Annotated in this window: 24 protein-coding genes, 1 tRNA gene and 3 pseudogenes; 17 read left to right on the top strand and 11 right to left on the bottom strand. The window is 59.7% G+C overall.

Annotated elements, in window-relative coordinates:
• Positions 1 to 85: 85 nt before the first annotated feature.
• The gene (locus NATOC_RS05220; RefSeq protein WP_015320379.1) at positions 86 to 580 is read right to left on the bottom strand and encodes a hypothetical protein; all 495 of its coding nucleotides are present in this window, start codon (positions 578 to 580) and stop codon (positions 86 to 88) included.
• Between the two features lie 2 nt (positions 581 to 582).
• A complete protein-coding gene (locus NATOC_RS05215; protein WP_015320378.1) occupies positions 583 to 1263 on the bottom strand; it encodes a nucleotidyltransferase domain-containing protein in 681 nt (226 codons plus the stop codon).
• A gap of 441 nt (positions 1264 to 1704) precedes the next feature.
• Here NATOC_RS05215 and NATOC_RS05210 point away from each other — a divergent pair.
• Positions 1705 to 2714, top strand: a pseudogene (locus NATOC_RS05210) (tyrosine-type recombinase/integrase).
• A 179-nt stretch (positions 2715 to 2893) separates the two neighbouring features.
• Positions 2894 to 3775 (top strand): hypothetical protein, encoded by an 882-nt coding sequence (locus NATOC_RS05205; RefSeq protein WP_015320377.1) that lies wholly within the window; start codon positions 2894 to 2896, stop codon positions 3773 to 3775.
• Between the two features lie 173 nt (positions 3776 to 3948).
• On the opposite strand, the gene NATOC_RS05200 is transcribed toward NATOC_RS05205, so the two are convergent.
• Positions 3949 to 4749 (bottom strand): tyrosine-type recombinase/integrase, encoded by an 801-nt coding sequence (locus NATOC_RS05200; RefSeq protein WP_245549684.1) that lies wholly within the window; start codon positions 4747 to 4749, stop codon positions 3949 to 3951.
• A 229-nt stretch (positions 4750 to 4978) separates the two neighbouring features.
• Here NATOC_RS05200 and NATOC_RS20925 point away from each other — a divergent pair.
• The 6 genes and pseudogenes from NATOC_RS20925 to phoU form a co-directional block, all read left to right on the top strand.
• Positions 4979 to 5163, top strand: a pseudogene (locus tag NATOC_RS20925) (IS6 family transposase); the annotation flags it as partial.
• A gap of 272 nt (positions 5164 to 5435) precedes the next feature.
• Positions 5436 to 5861: pseudogene (locus NATOC_RS20920) on the top strand (transposase); the annotation flags it as partial.
• A gap of 279 nt (positions 5862 to 6140) precedes the next feature.
• Positions 6141 to 7166: a magnesium transporter gene (mgtE, locus tag NATOC_RS05195; protein ID WP_049888657.1), complete on the top strand. Its 1026-nt coding sequence runs from the start codon at positions 6141 to 6143 to the stop codon at positions 7164 to 7166.
• Between the two features lie 60 nt (positions 7167 to 7226).
• Positions 7227 to 7661 (top strand): universal stress protein, encoded by a 435-nt coding sequence (locus tag NATOC_RS05190; RefSeq protein WP_015320373.1) that lies wholly within the window; start codon positions 7227 to 7229, stop codon positions 7659 to 7661.
• Positions 7662 to 8559: 898 nt separating this feature from the next.
• Positions 8560 to 9288, top strand: a complete 729-nt coding sequence (locus tag NATOC_RS05185) for a magnesium transporter (protein WP_015320371.1) — start codon at positions 8560 to 8562, stop codon at positions 9286 to 9288.
• A 270-nt stretch (positions 9289 to 9558) separates the two neighbouring features.
• On the top strand, positions 9559 to 10227 hold the full coding sequence (phoU, locus tag NATOC_RS05180; RefSeq protein ID WP_015320370.1) for a phosphate signaling complex protein PhoU: 669 nt from the start codon (positions 9559 to 9561) through the stop codon (positions 10225 to 10227).
• A 276-nt stretch (positions 10228 to 10503) separates the two neighbouring features.
• On the opposite strand, the gene NATOC_RS05175 is transcribed toward phoU, so the two are convergent.
• From NATOC_RS05175 to NATOC_RS05155, 5 genes are all read right to left on the bottom strand, one after another.
• The gene (locus NATOC_RS05175) at positions 10504 to 10929 is read right to left on the bottom strand and encodes a CBS domain-containing protein (protein ID WP_015320369.1); all 426 of its coding nucleotides are present in this window, start codon (positions 10927 to 10929) and stop codon (positions 10504 to 10506) included.
• A 332-nt stretch (positions 10930 to 11261) separates the two neighbouring features.
• On the bottom strand, positions 11262 to 11711 hold the full coding sequence (locus tag NATOC_RS05170; RefSeq protein WP_015320368.1) for a hypothetical protein: 450 nt from the start codon (positions 11709 to 11711) through the stop codon (positions 11262 to 11264).
• 72 nt (positions 11712 to 11783) lie between these two features.
• Positions 11784 to 12404 carry a hypothetical protein gene (locus tag NATOC_RS05165; RefSeq protein WP_015320367.1) on the bottom strand — a complete coding sequence of 207 codons (621 nt, stop codon included), beginning with the start codon at positions 12402 to 12404 and terminating at the stop codon, positions 11784 to 11786.
• 11 nt (positions 12405 to 12415) lie between these two features.
• Positions 12416 to 12667, bottom strand: a complete 252-nt coding sequence (locus NATOC_RS05160) for a hypothetical protein (RefSeq protein WP_015320366.1) — start codon at positions 12665 to 12667, stop codon at positions 12416 to 12418.
• The gene (locus NATOC_RS05155) at positions 12664 to 13326 is read right to left on the bottom strand and encodes a hypothetical protein (protein WP_015320365.1); all 663 of its coding nucleotides are present in this window, start codon (positions 13324 to 13326) and stop codon (positions 12664 to 12666) included. The genes NATOC_RS05160 and NATOC_RS05155 overlap by 4 nt, the downstream gene beginning before the upstream one ends.
• A gap of 494 nt (positions 13327 to 13820) precedes the next feature.
• Between NATOC_RS05155 and NATOC_RS05150 the strand changes: the two genes are divergently transcribed.
• Entirely contained in the window at positions 13821 to 14945 is a 1125-nt protein-coding gene (locus NATOC_RS05150) for a tyrosine-type recombinase/integrase (RefSeq protein WP_015320363.1), read from the top strand.
• A 718-nt stretch (positions 14946 to 15663) separates the two neighbouring features.
• Here NATOC_RS05150 and NATOC_RS05145 read toward each other — a convergent pair.
• Positions 15664 to 15738 (bottom strand) — tRNA-Arg (locus tag NATOC_RS05145).
• 180 nt (positions 15739 to 15918) lie between these two features.
• Here NATOC_RS05145 and NATOC_RS05140 point away from each other — a divergent pair.
• The 5 genes from NATOC_RS05140 to NATOC_RS05120 all read left to right on the top strand — a co-directional run bounded on the left by NATOC_RS05140 (position 15919) and on the right by NATOC_RS05120 (position 18464).
• Complete coding sequence (locus NATOC_RS05140; RefSeq protein WP_015320362.1) at positions 15919 to 16110, top strand: hypothetical protein; 192 nt, start codon at positions 15919 to 15921, stop codon at positions 16108 to 16110.
• 41 nt (positions 16111 to 16151) lie between these two features.
• Positions 16152 to 17006, top strand: a complete 855-nt coding sequence (locus tag NATOC_RS05135; RefSeq protein WP_015320361.1) for a geranylgeranylglycerol-phosphate geranylgeranyltransferase — start codon at positions 16152 to 16154, stop codon at positions 17004 to 17006.
• 112 nt (positions 17007 to 17118) lie between these two features.
• Complete coding sequence (locus NATOC_RS05130) at positions 17119 to 17730, top strand: RAD55 family ATPase (RefSeq protein ID WP_015320360.1); 612 nt, start codon at positions 17119 to 17121, stop codon at positions 17728 to 17730.
• Between the two features lie 42 nt (positions 17731 to 17772).
• The gene (locus tag NATOC_RS05125) at positions 17773 to 18183 is read left to right on the top strand and encodes a CoA-binding protein (protein ID WP_015320359.1); all 411 of its coding nucleotides are present in this window, start codon (positions 17773 to 17775) and stop codon (positions 18181 to 18183) included.
• Positions 18184 to 18284: 101 nt separating this feature from the next.
• Positions 18285 to 18464: a hypothetical protein gene (locus NATOC_RS05120; protein ID WP_008426423.1), complete on the top strand. Its 180-nt coding sequence runs from the start codon at positions 18285 to 18287 to the stop codon at positions 18462 to 18464.
• A gap of 33 nt (positions 18465 to 18497) precedes the next feature.
• Here NATOC_RS05120 and NATOC_RS05115 read toward each other — a convergent pair whose 3' ends face one another.
• Together NATOC_RS05115 and NATOC_RS05110 are read right to left on the bottom strand one after the other, a co-directional pair.
• Positions 18498 to 19478 (bottom strand): PLP-dependent cysteine synthase family protein, encoded by a 981-nt coding sequence (locus tag NATOC_RS05115; RefSeq protein WP_015320358.1) that lies wholly within the window; start codon positions 19476 to 19478, stop codon positions 18498 to 18500.
• A 109-nt stretch (positions 19479 to 19587) separates the two neighbouring features.
• On the bottom strand, positions 19588 to 19887 hold the full coding sequence (locus NATOC_RS05110) for a DUF5798 family protein (protein ID WP_015320357.1): 300 nt from the start codon (positions 19885 to 19887) through the stop codon (positions 19588 to 19590).
• Positions 19888 to 20002: 115 nt separating this feature from the next.
• Here NATOC_RS05110 and NATOC_RS05105 point away from each other — a divergent pair, with 115 nt between their 5' ends.
• From NATOC_RS05105 to NATOC_RS05095, 3 genes are all read left to right on the top strand, one after another.
• Positions 20003 to 20374: an Hsp20/alpha crystallin family protein gene (locus NATOC_RS05105; protein WP_015320356.1), complete on the top strand. Its 372-nt coding sequence runs from the start codon at positions 20003 to 20005 to the stop codon at positions 20372 to 20374.
• 87 nt (positions 20375 to 20461) lie between these two features.
• Positions 20462 to 22708: a CDC48 family AAA ATPase gene (locus tag NATOC_RS05100; RefSeq protein WP_015320355.1), complete on the top strand. Its 2247-nt coding sequence runs from the start codon at positions 20462 to 20464 to the stop codon at positions 22706 to 22708.
• A 94-nt stretch (positions 22709 to 22802) separates the two neighbouring features.
• Positions 22803 to 23315, top strand: a complete 513-nt coding sequence (locus tag NATOC_RS05095; protein WP_015320354.1) for a hypothetical protein — start codon at positions 22803 to 22805, stop codon at positions 23313 to 23315.
• The last annotated feature ends 13 nt before the right edge of the window (positions 23316 to 23328 follow it).

Below are 23328 nucleotides of genomic sequence, written 5' to 3'. Positions count from 1 at the left end.
GAGAGTACCTGGACAGATTATACCACGACATCCTGGCTGTGGTGATCTGTAGTTGATTCTATCTCTCGTCGTATTTTCGCCGAAATCACTCACAGATACATTCGTGAGACTGCCCAACGAGGTTGACGATCTGTGAATGGATCTCGTTAGTGAGCGCGACCATGGCATCTGCACGATCATCTGTGGTCATCCCGTCCTGGTAGTACGTGTGCGCCCGGTTTTCGTTCCAGAGATCTTCGAGTTCGGTCGCAACCTCGTCGGTGAGGAATCCAACTTCGGCGCTTCGGTTGATCGCGGTGGTGTGTGATTGTGGCGGCTGGGATGGATCGTGGTGCCCCTCGGTAAGCAGCCAGAAGAGCAGCGTTCGTTCGATCGATATAAAGGCGGCCTCGATCGCGAGCGTATAATATTCGTCTTCGAGTAATCGCTCTGCTCCGGAGAGCAGTCGACATGCCTTTCGAAGTTGGAGAAGGTCGGCGCTCGAGACGTCTAATCCCTCCTCGGGAGTTTGCCCACCACGACGGAACGTTTCCCGTGCGTTCGACAGCTCCGGCTCGATGTCGTCGTGGTTAATCGGCATCTCTACGCACCACCTCCTGACGAGGTGTAGATGTTCTGCCGGAGCTTCTGTAGTTGGTCGGAACGGTCGAGCACCAGCCCTTCGTCGAAGATCTCTTTCAGTTCTCCTCCGTGAGAGACGGCGGTGTCCGGCGTTTCGACAAGGACCTCGAACTCGTACCGGTGGCCATCGAACGATTGCTCCTCGATGTCACGCGCGAGGGACGTGCAAATACGCCGTCCGTAGGTGAGGTCGCCGTCAACGATGATGAGGAGATCGATGTCACTTCGGCGGTCTGCTGTTCCGCGAGCGACGCTCCCAAAGAGAACGGCTTCAGCAAGTTCGTCGAGTTCATCGCTTTCCCGGATGCACGTCTCGAGTTCATCGAGATAGGCTTGGACTGGCTTGCGAAATTCGGACTGTGGTATCATGAAAACGGGATCCGGGCGCTGAAGATGATCCATGTCGATCGTAATGCGGGCGGGGCGTTGTTCACTTACTGCGATCACACCAAGTTTGTCGAGAAGGTCGACCGAACGCGAAATCGACGATACGTCCGCACCTGTGATCGATGCGAGTTCCTGCTGTGTGAACTCTTCGAAGGGATTGTTCGCGAGGTGGTGAAGGATATCCTGCATCGCCTGGTACCGGAAAATTCGCTCCTCCGGAAACGGGAAATCGAAGAGGACTTTCGTGGTTTGCATGTTCTGCAACTATTTGCACACTATGAAAATAGTTTGGATCACACTGAAGTTGGTTGAGGCGATCGCCAGCCCGGCGACATCGATCGTCACGGACTAGACGACATAGCTGGCGCGCTCGAATACGCTCGCAAATACGTCAAAGTCGTCAGTGAGACGCTCCTGCGATCAGCCCCGATACCTACAGACACCGGTTCGAGGAGAGATCGTGCGGTGGCCTCACGAAATGCAGCGCATGGCGTGCGGTGGCTGAAATGGGCGGAAAGTCGACGCCGTCTATCGATTTCTGGCATTACTGCAGTGTATAAAATCATGGGCGCTGCAGGAAATAGATCAGATTGCGAGAAGAATGGTAAGACACCGGTTTCTCGCAGATACAACCGCCTAGACCACCGTTCAATATCTCGATTTGTAGGCATCGTGAGGTTCGCATCCGAGCGAACCATGACACTCGAACCAATCGATCCTGAGACCGCGCTCGAATTGTACCTTGACCAGAAAGAGACGGAAGTTGCGGTCGCGACGCTTCGGTCGCACCGGTCGCGTCTCGGCTACTTCATCAGATGGTGCGACGACCGGGAGATCACCAACCTGAACGAGCTGACGGGACGGAAGATCCACGAGTACCGACTCTGGCGCCGAAACAACGGCGACCTCTCGAAGGTCTCCCTAAAGACGCAGATGGACACCCTCCGGGTGTTCGTCAGGTGGCTCGGAACCATCGACGCAGTCGATCCGGAGCTCCATGTTAAGATCCAGTCGCCGGACCTGCGCCCGGGCGACAACGTCCGGGAAGTGATGCTCGATAGCGAGGACGCCGAGGCGGCACTTGGCTATTTCGAGCGCTACGAGTACGCCTCACTCCCCCACGTGACGATGGCGTTGCTGTGGCACACGATGATGCGAATGGGCGTGGCCCACGCGCTTGATGTGGACGATTACTCGTCCGAGGATCAGTACGTAGCGGTCGTTCACCGGCCCGACGAGGGGACGCCGATCAAAAACGGCACTCGCGGCGAGCGTCTCGTCGGACTCTCCGGCCAGTTGTGTATGCTCCTCGACGACTGGCTTCGAGACCGTCGGCCAGACGTGACCGACGAGCACGATCGTGAACCGCTCCTACGACGTTGCAGGGGCGGACATCGAAGTCGGCGATTCGAGCGTACGCTTACCGGTATACGCAGCCGTGTCAGTACGGATAGGAGTGTCCGCACGGACGGGATCCGGACGACTGCGAAGCGACTCGAGCCGATCACCTCTCGAAGTGTCCGTCGAGCGTTAGTCCGCACGCGATCCGGCGCGGCAACATCACGCACCACCTGACGAGCGATGTCCCGGAGACGGCCGTCAGCGATCGGGCCAACGTGAGCACTAAGGTGATCGAGAAGCACTACGACCAGCGGACGAAAAAGGAGAAGATGGAACAACGTCGGCAGTATCTGGATAACATCTGAAGCACATCTTCAAAAAACTACTCTCGTCTTTCGCTGAGGACGGTCGGAGCCATCTCGATCGTGAACTGTAGGGTCGATCCGACAGCTAACCGATCGTGCCGTTCCGAAGACGCACTGGCGTCATAGACAGTTATGGATCGTTGTGATTACTAGGGAGGGCACGTATAGCCAGTAACCAGATGGTAAACCGAGTCCGCTACCACCACGAACTGGACAAACAGTTCTCGGTGGATTTCGTCAGCCCTGATCTGGAGGACGTAGGGGAACGCGTGGTCGGGTACGAGGGACACAAATCGGTCAAGGTCGAGGCGTACGAGTTAGATCGTACCGTCTATGTCGTCTATACCGCGTCCGGGGCGAGCGGGGCTGCGGACGAAATCGACTACGATCTCGTCGAATACATCGACTCGATGGAGTCGGCGAACAGCGTAATCGCGACCAGGCTGATCGACGTCTTCAGAAACGTTCTGGAGGGGAACTACGAGGAAGAAGGGAAGCAAGTACAGGCGTACAAAGACATCGCGGCCGAAGAAATCGAACCCGCGCTCAACCAGGTCGATTGGAACGGAACAGCGGTCGAAGTGGCGGGGCGACTGGTATCGAACTTGATCCTCAAGCACGCGCTTCCCAACGCGAACCATCGAACGGGTATCGGGATGAGCCAGCTCTACCTCAGACGAGTCAATCCAGATTTCTCGATGCCGGAGACGGCGATACAGCCCGATGGATCTGACGAGTACGATTGGATGGAGTGGGTAAACGACTACATTAACGAATCCAAGCGACTGTTGACGGTTCGGCGAAAAGGTGGCCGGTTCAAGTATCTCGAGGAGTTCGGTTGCGACGTGCTCGTGCGAAAGCACGATATCGAAATCCCTCTCGAGAAGTACGAGTTAGATCTCCAGCGAAGTGAGCGGTGGAGACGGTACGCAGAACGGCACGAAGAATTGTGGATCAGATTTACTGAGGAAGCCGTTCGACGTGCGGGGATGACCGAGTTACTCGATACTGACGGACTCACAAAACACGAGTTCGCGGACGAACTCAAAGAGCTCGGATGAGCATCAGTCCTGAAGACGAGCGACGGTCCGGCCGGTCTCTTCCACTTCCTCGCTCCGGCTCATTCCGAGACGCTGCTCTAATTCTCGGATGTTGTCTTCGAGGGTCATACCTCTAGGTCGCTCACTAGGAGTCATAAATCCACCGGTGGTGTAGGGGTTGCAATCATAGAAGACTAAGTATCGGCGTTACCCAGCGTCTCTCGGAGGACCTGGTGCCGTTGTCGCATCTTCTCGTCCTCGGTTCGCACGTCGTAGTGCTCCTCGATGACAGCTGGTGAGACGTTACACCGATCGCTCACGACGTCCACGGGCACACCAGCCTGCAGGAGTCGAGTGATGTACCCGCGTCGAATCGGATGTGGCGTCACGCTGGACGGACACTTCGACGCCTGGTCGAGGTCGGTCGCAGCCTCACATTCCTCCGGATTCCGATCGTGAGGGCACCGCTGACCGGCTGCACACGGACGAGACCACTTGTAGACGTATCTCCGAATAGTTGACTTGGAGAGACGCCCCTGTTGAGATGCGAGCAGCGGGTCGTGTCCGTGCTCGTCCGTCACGTCCGGTCGTCGCTGCTCGAGATAATCGTCGACGATCTCGCAGGCGTCGGGCTCGATACTGACCGGGCGTTCCCCCTTCCGTCCGTTCTTGATGGGAGTGGCGGTCTCCGGCCGGTGAACGATACTCAGGTGTGGCTGCTCCTCGCCGGGGCGATAGTCTTTGACGTCGAGCGCGTGGGCTGCGCCCATTCGCATGCCCGTCTTGGCCAGGATGAGCCAGACCATGTGCTCGACCGTGGCGTACTCGTACCGTCCGAGATGCTCGAGGATCTCGTTGGCCTCATCGGTATGGATGACCGTATCGTCGACGCTCCCGCCGTCGGGGATCACGGGCGACTTGATCTTCTTGAATAGTCCAGGTTGGACGGCGTCAATGGTCTCGCACCACTCGAAGAAGACACGGAGCGTGTCCATCTGAGTCTTCTCGCTGGTAACGTTGAGATCCTTCCGTCGCCAGACACGGTACTCGTGGAGATCCCGGGCGGTGATGTCGTTGAGGTTTTCGATCCTGCAGTCGTCACACCAGTCGACAAAGAAGCCGAGTCTTGATCGGTGCGAGTGGTGGTGTTCAGATAAGGTTGAAGGAGTGAGACGTGCGTTTTCTGAGTAATTCACGCCCGAAAACGCACGTCTCACTCCTAGTATCGGCCAGTTCGACTTGGATTTTGTGGAGCGAGAAGCAACACCGCGACTGGTGATGAAGCTCAGTATTCAGCTTCATCTTGCTGGACTCTTGCTTTCGAATACTGTTCGAGCTCTCGAGATATTCGGTGTTGATCGAGCTCGATCGACCGTTCATAACTGATTCACAAGGCCGATCTACAGCCGATATTCTCATTGGGATGAGCCAGAGAAATTGGCTGATCATTTGAAGGGGTTCTCACAAGAACAAGGAATAAAAGCAGGATGGAACAAGTGGATTAGTATTCAGGAAGGGTACGAACCACATCTGAAGATAGATTGATCAGCAGACACAGATAGTGAATCGATAATTTACTGGTTTGATCGTGCAACAAATGAAGTCATCCCGCTGTACTAATTTTCGTTACTAGCTATCGTTGGTCCATTTGAAATCGTGGGTCCCTTCTCGGTATTCAACGAGGCTGACGATTCAGCAACTGAAAGTCACACTCTTAGTCGATACCAGAGCGAACGCTGTCCTTGATCTCCACATTACAACGACCCGCAAGCACGATACACAGATCGCACCTTCACTCATCAACCGCAACACGGCTGAAGTTGATGTTCTTCTTGGAGACAAAGGCTACGACGATCAGCAGATTCGAGCAACGGCCTGCGAGAACAGGATTCGGCCACTCATCAAACACCGTGAGTTCTCATCACTGTAAAAAGCGTGGAACACTCGGCTGGATTCAGACCTCTACGTCCAACGGTACCAGAGCGAAACGGTGAACTTTCGACTCAAGCGTAAATACGGTGCGTTCGTCCGTTCACGACGCTGGTGGAAGCAATTTCGAGAACTCGGCCTTGCGTGCCTCATCCACAATCTCGACCGAGCCCTCTAACTATCAGTACCGGAAGCACATGTATCGTTTCAGCATGAGAGATTCGCTACTCTCTCCACGTCATTTAATCACAAGCGGTACTATGCCCACATAACTTATATTTGTACCAATTAAAAACCCGTCTGTGTATGCTGGAAATACACCATTCCACGCGTCACGCAGAAACGCCAGTTAAAGAAGCAACCCGTGAGCGCGGTCGTACACTCGAAGAACTCGTTCTCGCCCTCCTTGAGGGCGAATTTGCGGGCGTCATTCGGTCGCACATCCGAGGTGAGTCGTATGGAGGACGCTGAGTTTCACGCCGACGAAGTTGGTGAGGTGGCCGACGAAGAATACGTCGCTGTGAAAGACGACGAGTTCATCGGGGTAGCGATCGACAAGTTCCGAGAGTTCGAACCGGAAGACGAAGAGAAGACCGTCTACTACCTGTACATCGTTGACGACGCCGACCGACTCGTCGGTGTTATGTCGATGCGGGAGCTGCTCAACGCCCCTGAAGACGACCTCGTCTCCGATCACATGGAGACGGATCTCATTACAATCAACGAGGAGGCAGATCCCGAACTCGTTGCACATGAGTTAGCCGATACGGACTTCTCTGCCCTCCCGATCATCAATGACCGCGGGCGATTGGAGGGGATCATCCGCACCGAGGAGATGCTCGAAGTGGTCGAAGAGGAAGCAACCGAGGACATCCTGAAGAGCGCCGGCTTCACCTTCACCGACGTCGAAGTCTCGCGTAGTTCCGCCATCCTCGAATCGTCGATTTCACGCATCCTCCGGCTCCGAATGCCGTGGTTGTTGGTCGCACTCGCAGGCGGGCTCCTCGCAGGTGGCGTTATTGAAGCCTACGAGGACACCCTCGAAGCCGTTGTCGCGCTCGCCTTCTTTGTTCCCGTGATCATGGATATGGGCGGGAACGTCGGGACGCAGGCCTCGACGATCTTCGTACGGGGGCTTGCACTCGGTCATATCGATGATCGGAACGCGGTCAAACATTTCTTGCGCGAAGGCTTTATTGGGTTCCTCATTGGCCTAATGATCGGTTCGGTCGGTGCTGCCGCCGCTTACATCTGGCAGATCGACGAGCCGTACGCGTTCGAATTGGCAATGGTCGTCTTCGTCGGCCTCCTCACTGTGTGTATTGTCGCCTCGGTCGTCGGCTACGTCATCCCGTGGCTGATGCACAAACTCGGCTTCGACCCGGCGGCAGCATCCGACCCGTTGATCACCACAGTCAAAGACGTTACTGCGCTCCTGATCTACTTCGGACTTGCGACAGTTCTGCTCGCCGAACTGCTGTAAGGACACCGCTTGTCGCGGTGTGCCCTCGATTTCTTCGTCATCCGCGTCAAAGGGGAACATATGACCGACTGCGTTCTCGTCCCGGTCGATGGATCGCCGGCGGCTCAAAGCGCCGCTGAGTACGCCTCCGAACAGTTTCCAGACGATTCATTGACTCTATTGTACGTGATAATTCCGATGGTCGATTACAGCCGAAAGCGGGCCTATCCCGGCTACACGCAAGATGACGAGTTTTCGAACGAACGCGAAAAGGGTGAACACATCCTTGGCACAACCCGCGAAACACTCCCTGATGAGGTATCCGTTGTCACTGAAATCGAAGCCGGAAACCCTGCTCAAACGATCATTAGGTACGCGGAGACAAACGATGTGAGCCAAATCGTAATTGGGAGTCACGGAAAACAGGGAATCGCCCGCTTTCTGCTCGGCAGCGTCTCCGAAACCGTCGTTCGTAGATCGCCCGTTCCCGTCACCGTCGTTCGCCCGACCGAGTGACGTCTGAGATGTCGTTCTGGTATTCTGGGCTTCGCTAACAGCCAGAACCCGCTTGGTTAAGGAATTTACTTAGTTTTCAGTTCAATGAGTGCATCGACCACGTCATTGGCCTACACGACGCCGAGAAATGCGCTGTCTCATGGACCAAAGATGAGTGTAGTGAGAATCGCCCAACAGTGTGTGGGAACGTATTGCGTGACATTTTACCACAACATGGTCTCGTCATGAAAACGTTAATGGTCGCTGGAAAACCGTATTCGGCTGTATGCGTAATCAAGACGCAATTTTCGAGACGAATCAGAGTGGCAGTACTATCAGGGATATCCGTGGCCAGCCTCTTTCCGAACTAGTGCTCAGCCTGCTCGACAGCGCCTTTGCCGGCGTCCTCTGCGGGTCTGAACGGAGGAACCGATATGGAGAACGCAAGGCACGCTGAGCAAGCCGCTTCCTTGCGGATCGAGCACGCCTTCGGATCTGAAAGTCACGACCACAGACACGTCGTTCCAGAGTAACCAATGTCTCTTGAGCGACGTGTCCAGCTTTGCCAGCGACTGCTACCCCGGACATGTTGGATCGGGTAGGAGGTGACACGAAGAGCCACGCGGCTGCTGCGATGTCGATCTGACCACCTCCGCTGAACGGCAGAGCCGCCCCATTGTACGCCCTCAGCGGGCCTCGCGTCCGCCCTGTAGGGCACCCCTCGCGTATTTATTTCAAATACTAAATCGTTGTATTTAATACGGAAAACTTCCCATCCCAAACCGTATGTGGGAATCCAATCACCACTCACAACTGAACAGCGCGGAGAGCTCCACAATCCCGACTCTCGAAGAACAAATTCGCAGCCTGCTCGACAGCGCGTTCTCCGGCGTCTTCTCGCCAGCTCAGGAGGAACACTATGACTGCTAAAACACCCGCAGACGAGTTCGAGAACGAGACCGAAGAATCGACAGCAAACGAAGATGCGGAACTGCGTCCGGACGGCGGAGTCACGGATACCGGGACCAAGACCACTGGTGGCGGGATCGCCATTCGTGGTGAGAATATCAAGGACGCAGAGCTGACGCGCAGTGAACTCATTCTCACCTCGTCACTCCCAAAGAAAATCTGGCTCCGCCTTCCCTGGTTGCTGGTTGCACTGGCAGGCGGCCTGCTCGCCGGCGGAGTTATTGGTGGAGCTGAAGGGTCACTGGAAGCAGCCGAGATCGCGCTGCTGGCCATTTTCGTCCCGGTGATTATGGACATGGGTGGCAACGTCGGGACCCAGGCGTCCACAATCTTCGTGCGTGGGCTCGCTACCGGTCATATCGATGACAAGAATGCGGTGAAACATCTTGCCCGAGAGGGAGTCTTTGGACTCGTCATCGGTCTCATTATCGGTGGCATCGCCGCAACCATCGCATTGGTCTGGCAGGGTAACGCAGCGCTGTCGATGGTGCTGTTCACCGCCCTGGTGGCGGTCTGTACGATCGCCAGTGTGTTTGGGTACCTGATTCCGTGGGTCGCACACAAGCTGGGATTCGATCCTGCTGCGGTTTCCGACCCCGTCGTGACGACGTTCAAAGACCTTACCGCCGTGCTCATCTACTTCGGCCTGGCGATCTGGCTGCTCCCAGGTGCGCTGTAAGCGATAGCCGGTACCTCTTCGAAGCCGGCTTCTGGGGTAACGCACCCCGCCGACCTATTCGGGGGTGGCGTTTCACCACTGATAGCGTCGTGAATATGCACCAGCTGAACACTGATCCTGATGGCTGTTCTGCCGGTATCAGATGGGCACGACATAGTGAGATCCGTCTGCCTTGGCGCTACTGACGATCACATTTGGTGTAGCCCAATACTGAAAGATCATACCAACAGTTTTGATCATTCCATCGAATCAATTGCACAAACCGACACAATGGCACGAGAAAGCTACCAACAAGAACTCAAAAAGCTCCGTAAGGGGGTTATCGAGATGGGCGAGCTCGTCCACATGCAGTTCGACCGCTCTGTAACAGCCCTCGCTGACCACGATACGGAGTTAGCCCGCCAAGTCATCGAAAGCGAAGAACGAATAAACGAGCGCTATCTCAAGATTGAACGCAAATGCATTGACCTGCTGGGACTTCAACAACCGGTTGCCGGCGACCTTCGGTTCGTCGCCGCGTCGTTCAAGATTAGCACCGAACTCGAACGTATTGGTGACATCGCGGTGAAGATTGCCGAGCGAACGGAAGCCGGCCTCCCGGCGATGGACACTGACGTCGATATTCCATCGATGGCTCAGGAGAGTGCGACGATGGTCGCCGATGCAATCGACGCCTTCGAAGAGGCCAACACGAACGCATGTCGAGAAATCATCGCCCGCGACGACCAGATAGATCAGCTCGCAAACCACGCGAGCCGACAGATATTCGGCGAAACGATCACCCTCGACACCGAGGCCGTCAATCCCGACGAGTACCACGACGACGTGCTCCGGTTGCTGCTTACAGTCACTGACATCGAACAGGTCGCTGACCACGCGACCAACGTCGCCGCTCGGACGGTCTATATGGCGACCGGGGACGACAGTCTCCTCGAATAAAATCACCTCACTGGGTTTTAGGCACCTGTGTAATGCAACCTATGCCACGCACCGAAACAGTGACGGCTGAAGCCGAACTTCCGGCTAATCGATCTTTGCTATGTTGACGCGAACGATGTGGTCACATTGTAAGCGTAGTCCGGCAAACGGGGAACCATACACGTTCTGTTCGGCAGCGTCGCCGAAACCGTCGGTCGCAGATCACCCGTTCACGTCACCGTCGTTTGCCCGACAAAATACTGTCTGAGATGCCGTTCTGGTATCTCCGGGCTTCATTCACAGACAGAGCCCTGCTTGTTTGAGGATCTGCTTGGTCGTCTGTTCGTCGAGAGCGTCGATGACGTCATTCGCTCTGAGGACGCCGCTGAACTGCCCCGATTCATCGACGACGGGAAGGACGGCAAACCTGTTTGCGGTGAATTGATGAACCGCGTGCTGGAGCGAGTCCGACGTGGTGACGGTCACGAGATCGACCGTCATGATCTCGGAGACTGGATCGCTGCCCTTTGCGTTCAGTAGCTCCCGCATCGAGACGACGCCCACGAGTTCCCCGTTGTTTCGCACGTAGACATAATAGACGGAAACGCCGTCATCAACAGGTGTAAACTCCCGTACTTCAGTGATCACCTGATCGACGGTTGCCCCCGCATTGACACTCACCGTCTGCTCGCTACTGATAGCGTGAAGTGTGGGTTGAGCCATGAATAGAGGCCAGCAGCGAGGAAAATAAAGCTCACAGGGCATGTCGATTTCGTGCCAATCACATCCATACTTAATGTTACATGTGCAGGTGCAGGGCATTGTTATTTCGTGGAAGTAAGTGTCCAAAGAAGAGGATTTCAACAGAGCCTAGGCCGTTGTAAGCGTATCCAGGTTAAGTTACACGCGCAGGTGATCGTGTAATGGGTCACCAATCAAGGCTTGGAACATACAGTTCCTGGGGCCTGGGCAGGATCTCGGACTGGAGAAGTATATAAAAAACATCCTGAAAACCGGATTTGGGGCTGAACAGGAGGAACTTTTCAAGTTTCTCCTCAGGCGTGATGTCTGATAATCACGCGCCAGCCGAGAGGCATTGCACCAAGATTGAAATAAAACGTTGTATACGTCAAGCGTTCGACGAGAACGTGGTAGCCGCGGCCGCTGGGGCTGCGTTCGGTGTAGGAGTCCAGTGTCAACAGCACATCGAGCGCCCATTCTTCGACTAGGGCGGTGTCCGGGTTGCGGACGTCATCAAGATCGACACCGGCGTATGGTCCGTCCGCGGTGAACACGTACCCCAGTCCGTCCACGTCCTCGCAGTGGTAGTAGTCCTGTGCCGTGGAGTACTCGGTCCAGGTCGCCGGATCGGTGACGGTGGCATAGTTGCCGGTTCCGGGGTCGATCGGGATCTTGGCCGGGCGATTGTTACGGTGGACGATCCGCCAGCAGACCCACTGGGCCCGGTCCTGTAACTTCGACGGGATAGCCGCTGTGTTAACCATACCGGGCCGGCTGGGGAACCGAGTGTTTTACCAGTGGATGGTGTTTCCACGCCGTGTACGATGTGCACCCAGTCATGGTCCGGGAGCTAGCTGATCGTAGAGCGTGGGAGAGGGACTGTCGGTGTTGGAAACGTCCTGGACGCGGAGTTGCTGGACTACGGACTGGACGTCGCCGTCTTCCCCGTACAGCTGTTTGCCGACATGGAGGGCTTCCTGGCCGTCTGGGGTGAGGGTCCCGGTGTCGGTATCGACGTAGTTGTTGTTGGTGAGTACGGTGGCCGCATGATCCACCGCGATTTCGACGGGGGCCTCGGCAACGGTCTCGACCTGCAGGAGATCCTCCAGTGCGATCACCTCCTGCTGCAGGAACAGCAGGGACAGGAACACCCGTTTGTCCAGTTCGTAGACGTGTTCGGCGCAGCGGGGACAGTACTGGCGGCGGTGCAACCGAAGCACGCACCGGGGACAGGCCAGGGCATCGCACTGGACGCAGCGATGCACCTCCGGGGCCGCAGTGTACGGTGCGCCACAGGTGCACAGGGCAACAGCGGTCTGTTCGGTGGTTTCGGTCAGGGACGCGAGATCGGTCGCGGTCCGTTCTTCTTCGAGGACGGGACTGCCGCGTTCCCCGACCCGGGTCTGCTCGGTCTGTTCGAAGGTATCGGTGCGGTCGAATGGTGTATCGTTGGTCATTGTATTGTTCGTTAGTTTTGGATGCCGGGGAGCACGTAGCGGACAACGGTCCTGATCAGGTAGGCACGGTTGTGGGGCTCACAGAGGACGCGGCGGCCGCCGTCTCGCCAGTACTGGTGGGCTGGACACAGGATGCGACCGCAGGTCTCGCATTGCTGGAGACAGTACGGACACAGCTGTTTGGCACAGCCGTTGTACTGGCAGATCCCCGCCATCTGCCCGACGTGGCCACAGTCACGGAGCTGAGGTTCTGTCGGATTCATGGTCGGTCCGTGTCATCGTCGCGACGGTCAGACCCCGGGGCGAGAACACCGGCAAGCCATTGGACATCGTTCCGCATTACGTCGATCGGCCCGGTATGGTCGTCATCTGACGGGTCCTGCTCGTGGTCCACGGGACCGTTTGGTGCGGGTGGCTGCGGCATCGGCGGTTGTTCGTTGCCGGGATCTGGGTCTGGTTGGTGCCCGCCCCGGTGCTGTGGTGGGGCCGGGCCATCGAGCAGTCGTCCGAGGAATTCGACGGTTCTGACGATCCAGCGTGGGTCCTTCATGCCAGGGGTAGTGTGATCGGCATCCACAGGTTCGAACACGGTGCGGGCAAGCAGGATGATACCAGGCAGGAGCCAGAGCAGCATCTGGGCCATGACGACGAACTGTTCGGTAGCTGTTCCAGAGGTGACCGCCGTAAGCTTGGAAATAATAAGCCAGCTCCCAACGCCGCCGTAGACGGTGGCAGCCATCCACCGTGGTGCGAGGAAGATAACAGCCGTACTGAGGAGAAGAATGGCGACGAACAGTTCGTTCGAGAACACCAATGAAACGAACATTGTGTGGAGTGGAATGCTGATCATCGACTGGTCTTGCGGTGCCGCCAGCATCGACGGCGAGGCGTACAGTGCGGGCAACCCGACCGGTCGGGCCATGTTTCGTAGCGGTACGGTCCCGGCGTGTCCTGATAGTTCACGGACATGGTTTTTCCCAAAATATGAGGGAAGGTGTTTGATCAGTCAATCTGGAAAGTACGACCGGATGGCCTCTGGATCAGATGTCCAGGAGGTCGCAGTCGTACTCTTCCTCCTCGTGGTACGGATTGACGTAGCGATGCGTCCCGTAGTCGTACTCGAACTTGCTGTAACTGGTTCCGTATTCACCTGCCATCGGTGTCACCGTCCTCGGGCTTCCGAGGACAAGTGGAAGAAACGACGGCTATCGCCTTGAGACATTTCAGTCGTAGTATAGGAGTCGCAATTCGCCACGATGGTGGCGATTGTCGCGCGGTTAACAGGACCGTCAGAGCCGTCCCTATCCGAGAACTCTGTACCGATTCCCGGCGGCGGTATCGATGCTGCCGAGAGGTATCTCGGAATGAGCCACTTTTCGGGTTGGCTGCCGTACCGGACCAGTAGTCCGCGAACACATGTCTCGTCAAGAGGAGCCTCCCTGGGACGAGCTTCACCGCCTGCTGCGGGAAAGATCGCCGTCGCTTCAGCCGCTTGCACCGTCCGCGGGTGTTGACCGGTATCTGGACCGGCGTGCATCCGAACTCACGCCAGGGACCGTTGACGAGTACCGCCGCAAGCTGGACTACGTTGTGGAGTTCTGTGCGATCCAGGGAGTCGAGGACTTGAACGATATCGATGGCCGCTTCGTGGACGAGTATCGGGTATGGCGGCGGGACGAGGCGACGGACGCGGTGGAGTCACTGGGAGTGAAGACGATGCGGGATGAAATGTATCTACTTCAATCGTTCCTCCGGTACCTTGAGGCAATCAACGCGGTACGGCCCGGGGTGACAGAGACCGTACTGATCCCAGACCTCGGGCCGGATACCGGGGTCCGCGACATCGAACTTGCACCGGAGCAGGTCACGGAGATTCTGGACTACCTCGGAACATACCGGTATGCCAGCCGCGAACACGTGGTATGGCTGCTACACTGCCGGACCGGCCGACGCCCCGGAGCAATCCATTCACTGGACGTCGCCGATGTCCACCTCGGAGATGCCCCATATCTGGCGTTCCGGCACCGGCCAGACCAGGGAACCCGGTTGAAAAATGGGCAGAACAGCGAGCGAGAAATCCCGATTGATGAGGCAGTCGCCACCGTCCTCGCCGACTACATCGAAGACACCCGGGAATCCGTGACTGATGAGCATGGACGGGATCCACTGTTGACGTCGAGGCATGGCCGGTTATCGAAAACGGCGATGCGGCTGTATTTCTACGAATGGAGTCGCCCGTGTGCGGTGACCGAAAACTGTCCGCACGGGAAGCAGATCGATGCATGTTCGGCAGCACAAAAGAAGCACGAGGCAAGCAAGTGCCCATCAAGCCAGTCCAGCTATGCAGCGCGGCACGGCCATATCACACAGCTCCGGCGGTTGGGTCTCCCAAAGTCGGTGGTCAGCGAGCGGTGTGATGTCTCAGAAGAGATCATCGAGAAGCACTACGATGAGCGATCCGAAGAGGAGCGGCGCAAACTCCACAGAGACTTGTTGGAGGAAGTCCGGGAGAAGCGAGGAAGCGACGACGGCTACATTTAACGCGCCACCGCTCCTGAACCGTTCTACAGCAGTAGTTGGAAACACGGGATTCTCTATTCAGATCTGGTGCTATATCTGACTCGGTCGAATCGTTACGTAGAGGTGCGAACTGACCATTAATCGTCAATCAGTGGTGTCCGTTTTTGGAGTAGTGTCAGTGGAATCTTCGATAACTTGGAAATCGGTTGAACCGCACTGACAGCCATCTTTTGTTCCAATAGGTTGGACCGTCCCATCAGACCATATTTCGGCAGCATAGGCCGACCCACAGGACGTACACTGGGCCACCGCTCTTTCACTCTCCCCGTCGGGCATCTCCTGACTCTTAATCTGAGGCCTTCATAGATGCTATGTGAGGATGTGAATGACAACAACCTCACCGCTCAGTCTTTTACCTGTACGTAACACGGGTTTCATGCTTTACTTTGAGTAAAGAAAATTGTATTACCAACTACTGGTCATTGTCGGACGGGCCGCATTGAAGACAATCACAAGGTCGATGCTAGTTCTCGTTCGCTGGTTTCTTTCAATTGCTATAGTAGCAGGTCGTGGAGGGATACGGGCTTCTATGTAGGATGCCGTGGAAGTTGGATGTACGGAATCACAGGAGGGGACGGACCCGCGTAACAGTCCGTGATGAAATCAACGTGGACCACGGCCCCGGTCATTAAAAGGAACCCGACGCCGTCTGTCGGATGTGGACCGTAACAGAATGTGATGGGCGCTGCAGGATTTGAACCCGCGACAGCTTGGTCCGAAGCCAAGTACTCTGTCCAGACTGAGCTAAGCGCCCTCACCCGTTCGTTCCCGTCGGCTCCGTATAAGTCACTCGATTTTTCGCTGCCGCGAGACGCGTCGTCACACCTACGACCGACGCACCTACGACCGCCAACCCGCGGTCGACGAGGACGCGTTCCCACTTGTTGGCAATCGGCTCGAGCCCTCTTTATACCCGAAGGCCATACACACGGATATGACGGTACACGAGTCGCCCGAATCCGGCGTCGACGACGAATCGTCCGAGGGCCAGCCCCTCGAGCTGTGCGGCGACGAGGACGAGGACGTCTGGATGGCGGTTCCCCTCGAAGCCGACGCCGACGAGCGGGCTGGAGCCTGGCTCTCGGTCGCCGACGCGGATCTCTGTGATCTCGAGGAGTGGCGGTAGAGATCGGACCGTTTATCCTCGCTGCCTGAGCAGATCGGGGTATGACTGCGGGGGAGACGCTCCGGGGAGTGCTCGAGTTGACACGGCCGGTGAACGTGATCGCCGCGAGCGTCCTGACGTTTATCGGCGCGTTCGTCGCCGGTGGCGTGACGAACCATCCCGTCGAGGTGACGGCGGCCGTCGCGGCGACGGGGCTTGCCGTCGGGGGCGGGAACGCGATCAACGACTACTTCGACAGAGAGATCGATCGGATCAACCAGCCCGAGCGGGCGATCCCGCGCGGTGCGGTCAGTCCTCGCGGCGCGCTCGCGTTCAGTGTCGTGCTGTTCGGGGCCGCCGTCGTGCTCGCGTTACTGTTGCCCTGGCTGGCGATCGCAATCGCGGCAATCAACCTCGTCGCGCTGGTCGCGTACACGGAGCTGTTCAAGGGCCTGCCCGGGCTCGGCAACGCGCTGGTGGCCTACCTCGTCGGGAGCACGTTCCTGTTCGGGGCCGCGGCCGTCGGCGAGATCGGCCCCGCGGCCGTCCTCTTTCTCCTGGCCGGGGTCGCGACCCTGACCCGCGAGATCATCAAGGACGTCGAGGACGTCGCGGGCGACCGCGAGGAGGGGTTGAACACGCTGCCGATCGCGATCGGCGAACGGCCCGCGCTGTGGGTCGCCACCGCGTTGCTGGTCGCGGCCGTCCTGGCGAGCCCGCTGCCGTACGTCCTCGACGAGTTCGGCGCGGTCTATCTGGCTGCGGTGGTTCCGGCGAACGCGATCATGCTGTACGCGGCCTACGAGAGCTTCGGGAACCCGGCGGCCGGCCAGTCCAGGCTGAAGTACGGAATGTTCCTCGCGGCCGTCGCGTTCATCCTCGGACGCGCGGTCGAGGTAACCGGCGGTATCGTCTGATCGGGCGGAAGATCGGGAGGATCAAAAGTACTATACGTAGGTTGGTCGATCTTCCTATCGAACGCTCGCGTCGTGCGATTCGAGGGGGCGTACCACCGGATGCCCAGCAGCTATGTATGATCTCGCTACCGTCGGGCCGGACGTCGAAGTCGAGCCCGGGACGAACGTCCTCGTGTCGGGACCGCCGCTGACGGGGAAACACGAGCTCGCGCTCGACGTGTTGAAGGCGGGAGCGGCCCGTGGGGAGGGAACGATCGTCGTGTCGACGAAAGACGGCGCCGAGACGTTGCTCCCGCACTTTCCCGACGAGGCGAACGTCGGGATCGTCGACTGTGTAACCGAGCAACGCGGCGTCGGAACTGCCGAAGACGATCCCCGCGTCAGTTACGCCGATTCGCCGGTCGACATGACCGGCATCGGAGTCGAGCTCTCGGCGTTTCTCCAGGAGTTCTACGAGGATCGGGAGTTGGCCCGGAACCGCGTGCTCCTATCGTCGGTCTCGACGCTGTTGACCTACGGCGATCTGCAGACGGTGTTTCGGTTCCTCCACGTCTTTACGGGTCGCCTCCAGAGCGCCGACGCGCTGGGGGTCTACGTCATCGACGCGACGGCCCACGACGAGCAGACGATGAACACGCTCAAACAGCTGTTCGACGGGCTGGTTGAGGTCGAAGCCGCCGAGGACGGCGAGCCGACGGTCCGGACGACCGGGCTCGCGCGCTGATCGGGCCGTACGAGGTTTACGTTCGGCCCCGCTAGGACGGGTATGCCAGTTACCGACGCCGACCGACTCCGAGAGATCTTCGAGTACGAGACGATCGCGGTCGTCGGCTGTTCGAGCACGCCCGGGAAGGCCGCCCACGACGTGCCCCGGTACCTCCTCGAGCAGGGGTACGACGTAATCCCGATCAACCCGAACGCCACGGAGATCTTCGATCGGCCGGCCGCCGCCTCGCTGTCGGACGTCGATCGGGAGATCGACGTCGTCTGTCTCTTCCGTCCCAGCGAGGAGGTCGCGGGGATCGTCGACGATGTTCTCGAGCGCGAGGACGTCCCGGTGATCTGGACCCAGCTCGGGATCAGCGACGACGAGGCCGCCGCTCGCGCGGAGGAGAGCGGCCGAGCCGTCGTTCAGGACCGGTGTATGAAGGTCGAGCACCGACGGCACGTCGCCTGACCGGAGCCCGAATTCCGTCGCCTCGCGGGCGACGCTGTTGGTGGCTGCAGAATCCCCAACCACCGACAAAGACTTACCGACCAGAGGAATACGGGAAGGTAATGTGTGACCGGTCCGGGGACTGTTCGAACGAGGGGACCTGCCAGCTCGTGCTCAGAAACGAGCGGACGGGGATGGAAATGGTGGAGTACCACTGCAAGGCGCATCTCGTCGTGCGGGTCTGGGAGGCCGAGCAGGACGAGACCCTGGACGTCGTCGACGCCAAGAAGCTCTACCAGTAGCCGGCTACGTGGTAGGGTGGTGGGCTGGGATCGTCACGACGACCACTCCTCGAACGAGCGGTAGATTCCCTTCGAGAGGTAGCGCTCGCTCGAGTCGGGAAACACCGTGACGACGGTGTTGTGGGGCGTCTCGAGGTCGCCCTCGTCGATCCGTCGAGCGACCCGTTCGGCAGCGACGCTCGCCGCGCCCGCGCTCGAGGCCACCAGGTGGCCCTCCTCGCGGGCGAGCCGGGCGAGCTCCTCGTGGGCCGCCCGGTCGGAGATAGCGTGGACCGCATCGACCAGCTCCGGATCGAACAGCTCGTTGGTCGAGGGGTCGTGAGTGCCGATCCCCTCGATCTTGTACTCGCCTTCCTCGCGGTCGTCCTCGAGCAGTTCGCCGTACACTGACCCCTCGGGCTCGACGGCGGCAACGTGGGTCGAGTCGTCGTGTTCGAGGGCGTAGCGAGCCAGCCCCATCAGCGTCCCGGCGGTGCCACAGCCGGCGACGACCGCGCCGACCTCCCCATCGAGGGCCTCGTAGATCTCCGGCGCGGTCGTCTCGTAGTGGGCCTCCGTGTTCAGCGGGTTCGAGAACTGCTGGGGGACGACGGCGTCGTCTAGCTCCGCGGCGAGTTCGTGGGCGCGGTCGATCGCCCCACCCATCCCGTCGTCGGTCGGGGTGTTGATCACCTCGGCGCCGAGGGCGTCCATGAGCTGCTGTTTCTCGACGCTGAAGCGCTCGGGAACGACGAACATCGCGTCGAGACCCAGCTGCTGGGCGGCGATCGCGAGGCCGATCCCCGTGTTGCCGGCGGTGGGTTCGATCACCGTCCCGCCGGCGGGAAGGTCGCCCCGCTCGAGCATCCGTTCGAGCATGTAGCGGCCGATTCGGTCCTTGACGCTCGCGCCGGGGTTGAACGACTCGAGTTTGGCGTAGATCTGTACGTCGCCCGGACTCTCCTGGAGGCGAACGAGCGGCGTCCGACCGATCGTCTCGAGCACCGAGTCCACCGGTCGCTCGTGGGTCGTCATCGTGCTGGCAAATGTTGCCCCCACTGTTAGTTCTTGCTATCCCCCGTTTCCGGAGGGCGGTTTCGCCACTGTTCGGGCGGAAAATCGAATCGACGGAACGCGACCTCGGCTACTCGGCGGTCGTCTCGCCAGGTTCGGCCGGCTCGTCATCCGACTCGAGTTCGGCCTGGTCGATCGCGGTGTCAGCGAGGATCTCCTCGCCGTCGATCCCCTGCTGTTCGGCCATCGCGAGCAGCAGTTCGCGCTGTTCGGTCAGCTGGTGGTCTATCCGGTTGACGGTGTCGTGGGTGTCGTCGACCTCCTCCTCGAGGTTGGTGATCCGTTGCTGGAGCTCCTGTACCTGCTTGTACAGCGCTTCGGCGCGTTCGGACATCCCCTGGAGCTTCTTTGCAGTGCTTCCAAGTCCCATAGGTGGTTCTTGGAGGTGCTTCCAGTTGGTCCTTTTCACTCGGGGCCACCCCTATTGGCGAAATACTTATTACGAACCGCACGCAATCATCTACTGCACGCGAGGTGAATCACCCATGGTGCTCCGACCGACCGCAAGCACCTGGACACAGAGCCTTGATATGCCGTCCCAGCTGTTCGGCGACCGCGGAAGCGACGACTACGAACTGTACGAGGAGGACGACAAGTTCGTCCTCACGATCGACATGCCAGGGTTCGAACACGAGGAGATCGACCTGGCGTGGGACGACGGCGTCCTTAATGTCGCCGCCGAACACGTCGATGAGGATCGCGGACGGAAGAAGACCTACCACCGTCGGTTCCGGTTCCCCAAGACCGTCGACGACGACGAGATCAGTGCCGAGTACACCAACGGCGTCCTCGAGGTGACGCTCCCGACCGCGGCACCGGACACCCGCGGAAAGGAGATTCCCCTCGAGGGTGAGTAAGCGGTCGTCGGAAGCGGATCGCTACCCGGCATCCGCCGGCGAACCGGTGACCGCGTAACGCGGTCGTTTTTCGTCCCATTCGTTACCATGCGACTCCGAGTCAAACCACTCAAGCGAAAGGACGCTGGGAGTGGACTCGCATCGATCGACCGAGAGACGATGAAAGAGATGGGCGTCTCGAGCGGCGAGTTCGTCGCGATTGAGGGACGCGACGGACGCGCGATCGCCCGCGTGTGGCCGGGTCGCTCCGAGGACGTCGGTCACGGGATCGTCCGGATCGACGGCGAGCTGCGGCAGGCGGTCGGCGCCCGAATCGACGACCCGGTTTCGGTCGAGCCCGCGAACGTCGAACCCGCCGAGCGAGTACGGGTCGCGCTTCCGGAGAACGTCCGCATTCAAGGCGACATCGGATCCTACCTGCAGGACAAGCTCTCGGAGCGAGCCGTCAGCCCCGGCGATACCCTCTCGGTGTCGCTGGGGTTCGGGCTGCTCTCGAGTCGCTCGGGTCGCCGCCTGCCGATCACCGTCGTCGACACCGAGCCCGGCGACACGGTTGTCGTCGGTAACCGGACCGACGTCGAACTCGTCGAGCGCGACGCTGACCGCCTCGAGATCGAGGCCGACGGACCGATCGAGGACGGAAGCGAGATCGAGAGCCCGGACGTCGCCTACGAGGACGTCGGCGGGTTGGAAGACGAGCTCGAGCAGGTCCGCGAGATGATCGAGCTGCCGATGCGCCACCCCGAGCTGTTCCGGACGCTGGGCATCGAGCCCCCGAAGGGCGTGTTGCTCCACGGTCCGCCGGGAACCGGGAAGACCCTCATCGCGCGGGCGGTCGCCAGCGAGGTCGACGCCCACTTCGTGACGCTCTCCGGCCCGGAGATCATGTCGAAGTACTACGGCGAGAGCGAGGAGCAGCTTCGAGATATCTTCGAGGAGGCCGCCGAGAACGAGCCCGCGATCGTCTTCATCGACGAGCTCGACTCGATCGCGCCCAAACGCGAAGACGTCCAGGGCGACGTCGAGCGCCGCGTGGTCGCCCAGCTGCTCTCGCTGATGGACGGCCTCGAGGACCGCGGCGAGATCACGGTCATCGGCACCACGAACCGCGTCGATGCGATCGACCCCGCCCTGCGTCGACCGGGTCGGTTCGACCGGGAGATCGAGATCGGCGTCCCCGACGCCGCCGGCCGCGAGGAGGTCCTCCAGATCCACACCCGCGGCATGCCCCTGGCCGAGGACGTCGACCTCGAGCGCTTCGCCGAGAACACCCACGGCTTCGTCGGCGCCGACCTCGAGAACCTCGCGAAGGAGGCGGCGATGACCGCCATGCGTCGGCTCCGGCCCGAACTCGACCTCGAAGCCGACGAGATCGACGCCGAGGTCCTCGAGAAAATCGAGGTCACCGCACAGGATTTCCGGAGCGCGCTCCGTGGGGTCGAACCCTCGGCGATGCGGGAGGTGTTCGTCGAAGTCCCGGACGTCACCTGGGAGGACGTCGGTGGGCTCGAGGAGGCGAAGGGACGGCTCCGCGAGGCGATCCAGTGGCCGATGGAACACGCCGACGCCTACGAGCAGGTCGGTCTCAGCCCCGCGAAGGGAGTCCTGCTACACGGGCCGCCGGGCACCGGGAAGACGCTGCTCGCCAAGGCCGTCGCGAACGAGTCCCAGTCGAACTTCATCTCGGTCAAGGGGCCGGAGCTGTTCGACAAGTACGTCGGCGAGTCGGAGAAGGGGGTCCGCGAGGTCTTCGAGAAGGCCCGCGCGAACGCCCCGACGATCATCTTCTTCGACGAGATCGATGCCATTGCGTCCAAACGCGGCAGCGGGAGCGGCGACTCCAACGTCGGCGAGCGGGTCGTCTCCCAGCTGCTGACCGAACTCGACGGCCTCGAGGAGCTCGAGGACGTCGTCGTCGTCGCGGCCTCGAACCGGCCGGAGCTGATCGACGACGCCCTGCTCCGGCCTGGCCGGCTTGACCGCCACGTCGAGGTCGGCGAGCCAGACACGGACGCCCGACGTGAGATCTTCCGGATCCACACCCAGAACCGGCCGCTGGCCGCGGACGTCGACCTCGATACGCTAGCCGAAGAGACCGAGGGCTATACCGGTGCCGACATCGAGGCCGTCTGCCGGGAGGCCGCGACGATCGCGGTCCGCGAACACGTCGAACGCGAGACTACCGGGGAGGACTCCGACGTCGAGGCGATCGAACTCACTGCTGACCACTTCGAGCGCGCGCTCGAAGAGATCGCGCCCGACGCGGTCGCCGACCTCGAGTCCGGACTCGAGACGGGCGGGGTCGACGAGTTCGGCCCGAACGACGTGGCCTGATCGACACGACCCGACCGGTTCGATTTCTCCTGTTCGATTGCGCACCGACGGTTGAAGTCCCGCGAGCGCCTGCGATCCCGTAGTCGCCTCCACGATGCTCCACCTTACCTTTCCGACGCACCTGGCGATGGGGTACCTGCTGGGCGTCTACACGCGGTTTCCGATCGCGTACCTCGTCGTCGGCTCGGCGCTTCCCGACCTCGTCGATCGGCCCCTCTACTGGCTCGGCCTGACGCCGTTTTCCCACACCGTCGCCCACTCGATCGCGGTCGCCGTTCCCGCCGGACTCGTTCTCACGCGCCTGTTCGGCCGTCGCGGCGCGGCGCTGTCGCTTGGCTGGCTGGTCCACATCGCGACCGACTTCCTGAACGTGGCGACGACCCAGGGGCTCTCCGCGACGCCGTACTACGTGCTCTTTCTCGGGCCGCCCCCGGGCGAGCGGGAGGCGTTCGAGACGGTAACGATCGTTCTCCCCGTGACCGACATTACGCACACGCTCCACCCGGTCGTGCTGGCGCTCGAGGTCATCGTTCTCGGCTGGGCTGTCGTCACGATACTCCGGGAGCGAAACGTCCTGACCCGGGTTCGCGGCGCCGAAAGCGACTGATCTCCGTCGCCGT

The sequence above is a fragment of the Natronococcus occultus SP4 genome, from assembly GCF_000328685.1.
GTDB lineage: Archaea > Halobacteriota > Halobacteria > Halobacteriales > Natrialbaceae > Natronococcus > Natronococcus occultus.
The sequence above is the reverse complement of the archived record's forward strand: the minus strand, read 5'-3'. Positions and strand labels throughout refer to the sequence as shown.

Coding starts and splice junctions, on each gene's coding strand:
- phoU (WP_015320370.1), top strand. CDS start 9,559: ATGGCACGAGAAAGCTACCAACAAGAACTCAAAAAGCTCCGTAAGGGG.
- NATOC_RS05115 (WP_015320358.1), bottom strand. CDS start 19,478: ATGACGACCCACGAGCGACCGGTGGACTCGGTGCTCGAGACGATCGGT.
- NATOC_RS05095 (WP_015320354.1), top strand. CDS start 22,803: ATGCTCCACCTTACCTTTCCGACGCACCTGGCGATGGGGTACCTGCTG.
- NATOC_RS05215 (WP_015320378.1), bottom strand. CDS start 1,263: ATGCAAACCACGAAAGTCCTCTTCGATTTCCCGTTTCCGGAGGAGCGA.
- NATOC_RS05175 (WP_015320369.1), bottom strand. CDS start 10,929: ATGGCTCAACCCACACTTCACGCTATCAGTAGCGAGCAGACGGTGAGT.
- mgtE (WP_049888657.1), top strand. CDS start 6,141: ATGGAGGACGCTGAGTTTCACGCCGACGAAGTTGGTGAGGTGGCCGAC.
- NATOC_RS05140 (WP_015320362.1), top strand. CDS start 15,919: ATGACGGTACACGAGTCGCCCGAATCCGGCGTCGACGACGAATCGTCC.
- NATOC_RS05120 (WP_008426423.1), top strand. CDS start 18,285: ATGTGTGACCGGTCCGGGGACTGTTCGAACGAGGGGACCTGCCAGCTC.
- NATOC_RS05220 (WP_015320379.1), bottom strand. CDS start 580: ATGCCGATTAACCACGACGACATCGAGCCGGAGCTGTCGAACGCACGG.
- NATOC_RS05125 (WP_015320359.1), top strand. CDS start 17,773: ATGCCAGTTACCGACGCCGACCGACTCCGAGAGATCTTCGAGTACGAG.
- NATOC_RS05110 (WP_015320357.1), bottom strand. CDS start 19,887: ATGGGACTTGGAAGCACTGCAAAGAAGCTCCAGGGGATGTCCGAACGC.
- NATOC_RS05155 (WP_015320365.1), bottom strand. CDS start 13,326: ATGGCCCGACCGGTCGGGTTGCCCGCACTGTACGCCTCGCCGTCGATG.
- NATOC_RS05105 (WP_015320356.1), top strand. CDS start 20,003: ATGGTGCTCCGACCGACCGCAAGCACCTGGACACAGAGCCTTGATATG.
- NATOC_RS05170 (WP_015320368.1), bottom strand. CDS start 11,711: ATGGTTAACACAGCGGCTATCCCGTCGAAGTTACAGGACCGGGCCCAG.
- NATOC_RS05190 (WP_015320373.1), top strand. CDS start 7,227: ATGACCGACTGCGTTCTCGTCCCGGTCGATGGATCGCCGGCGGCTCAA.
- NATOC_RS05200 (WP_245549684.1), bottom strand. CDS start 4,749: ATGGACACGCTCCGTGTCTTCTTCGAGTGGTGCGAGACCATTGACGCC.
- NATOC_RS05185 (WP_015320371.1), top strand. CDS start 8,560: ATGACTGCTAAAACACCCGCAGACGAGTTCGAGAACGAGACCGAAGAA.
- NATOC_RS05205 (WP_015320377.1), top strand. CDS start 2,894: ATGGTAAACCGAGTCCGCTACCACCACGAACTGGACAAACAGTTCTCG.
- NATOC_RS05135 (WP_015320361.1), top strand. CDS start 16,152: ATGACTGCGGGGGAGACGCTCCGGGGAGTGCTCGAGTTGACACGGCCG.
- NATOC_RS05130 (WP_015320360.1), top strand. CDS start 17,119: ATGTATGATCTCGCTACCGTCGGGCCGGACGTCGAAGTCGAGCCCGGG.
- NATOC_RS05100 (WP_015320355.1), top strand. CDS start 20,462: ATGCGACTCCGAGTCAAACCACTCAAGCGAAAGGACGCTGGGAGTGGA.
- NATOC_RS05165 (WP_015320367.1), bottom strand. CDS start 12,404: ATGACCAACGATACACCATTCGACCGCACCGATACCTTCGAACAGACC.
- NATOC_RS05150 (WP_015320363.1), top strand. CDS start 13,821: ATGTCTCGTCAAGAGGAGCCTCCCTGGGACGAGCTTCACCGCCTGCTG.
- NATOC_RS05160 (WP_015320366.1), bottom strand. CDS start 12,667: ATGAATCCGACAGAACCTCAGCTCCGTGACTGTGGCCACGTCGGGCAG.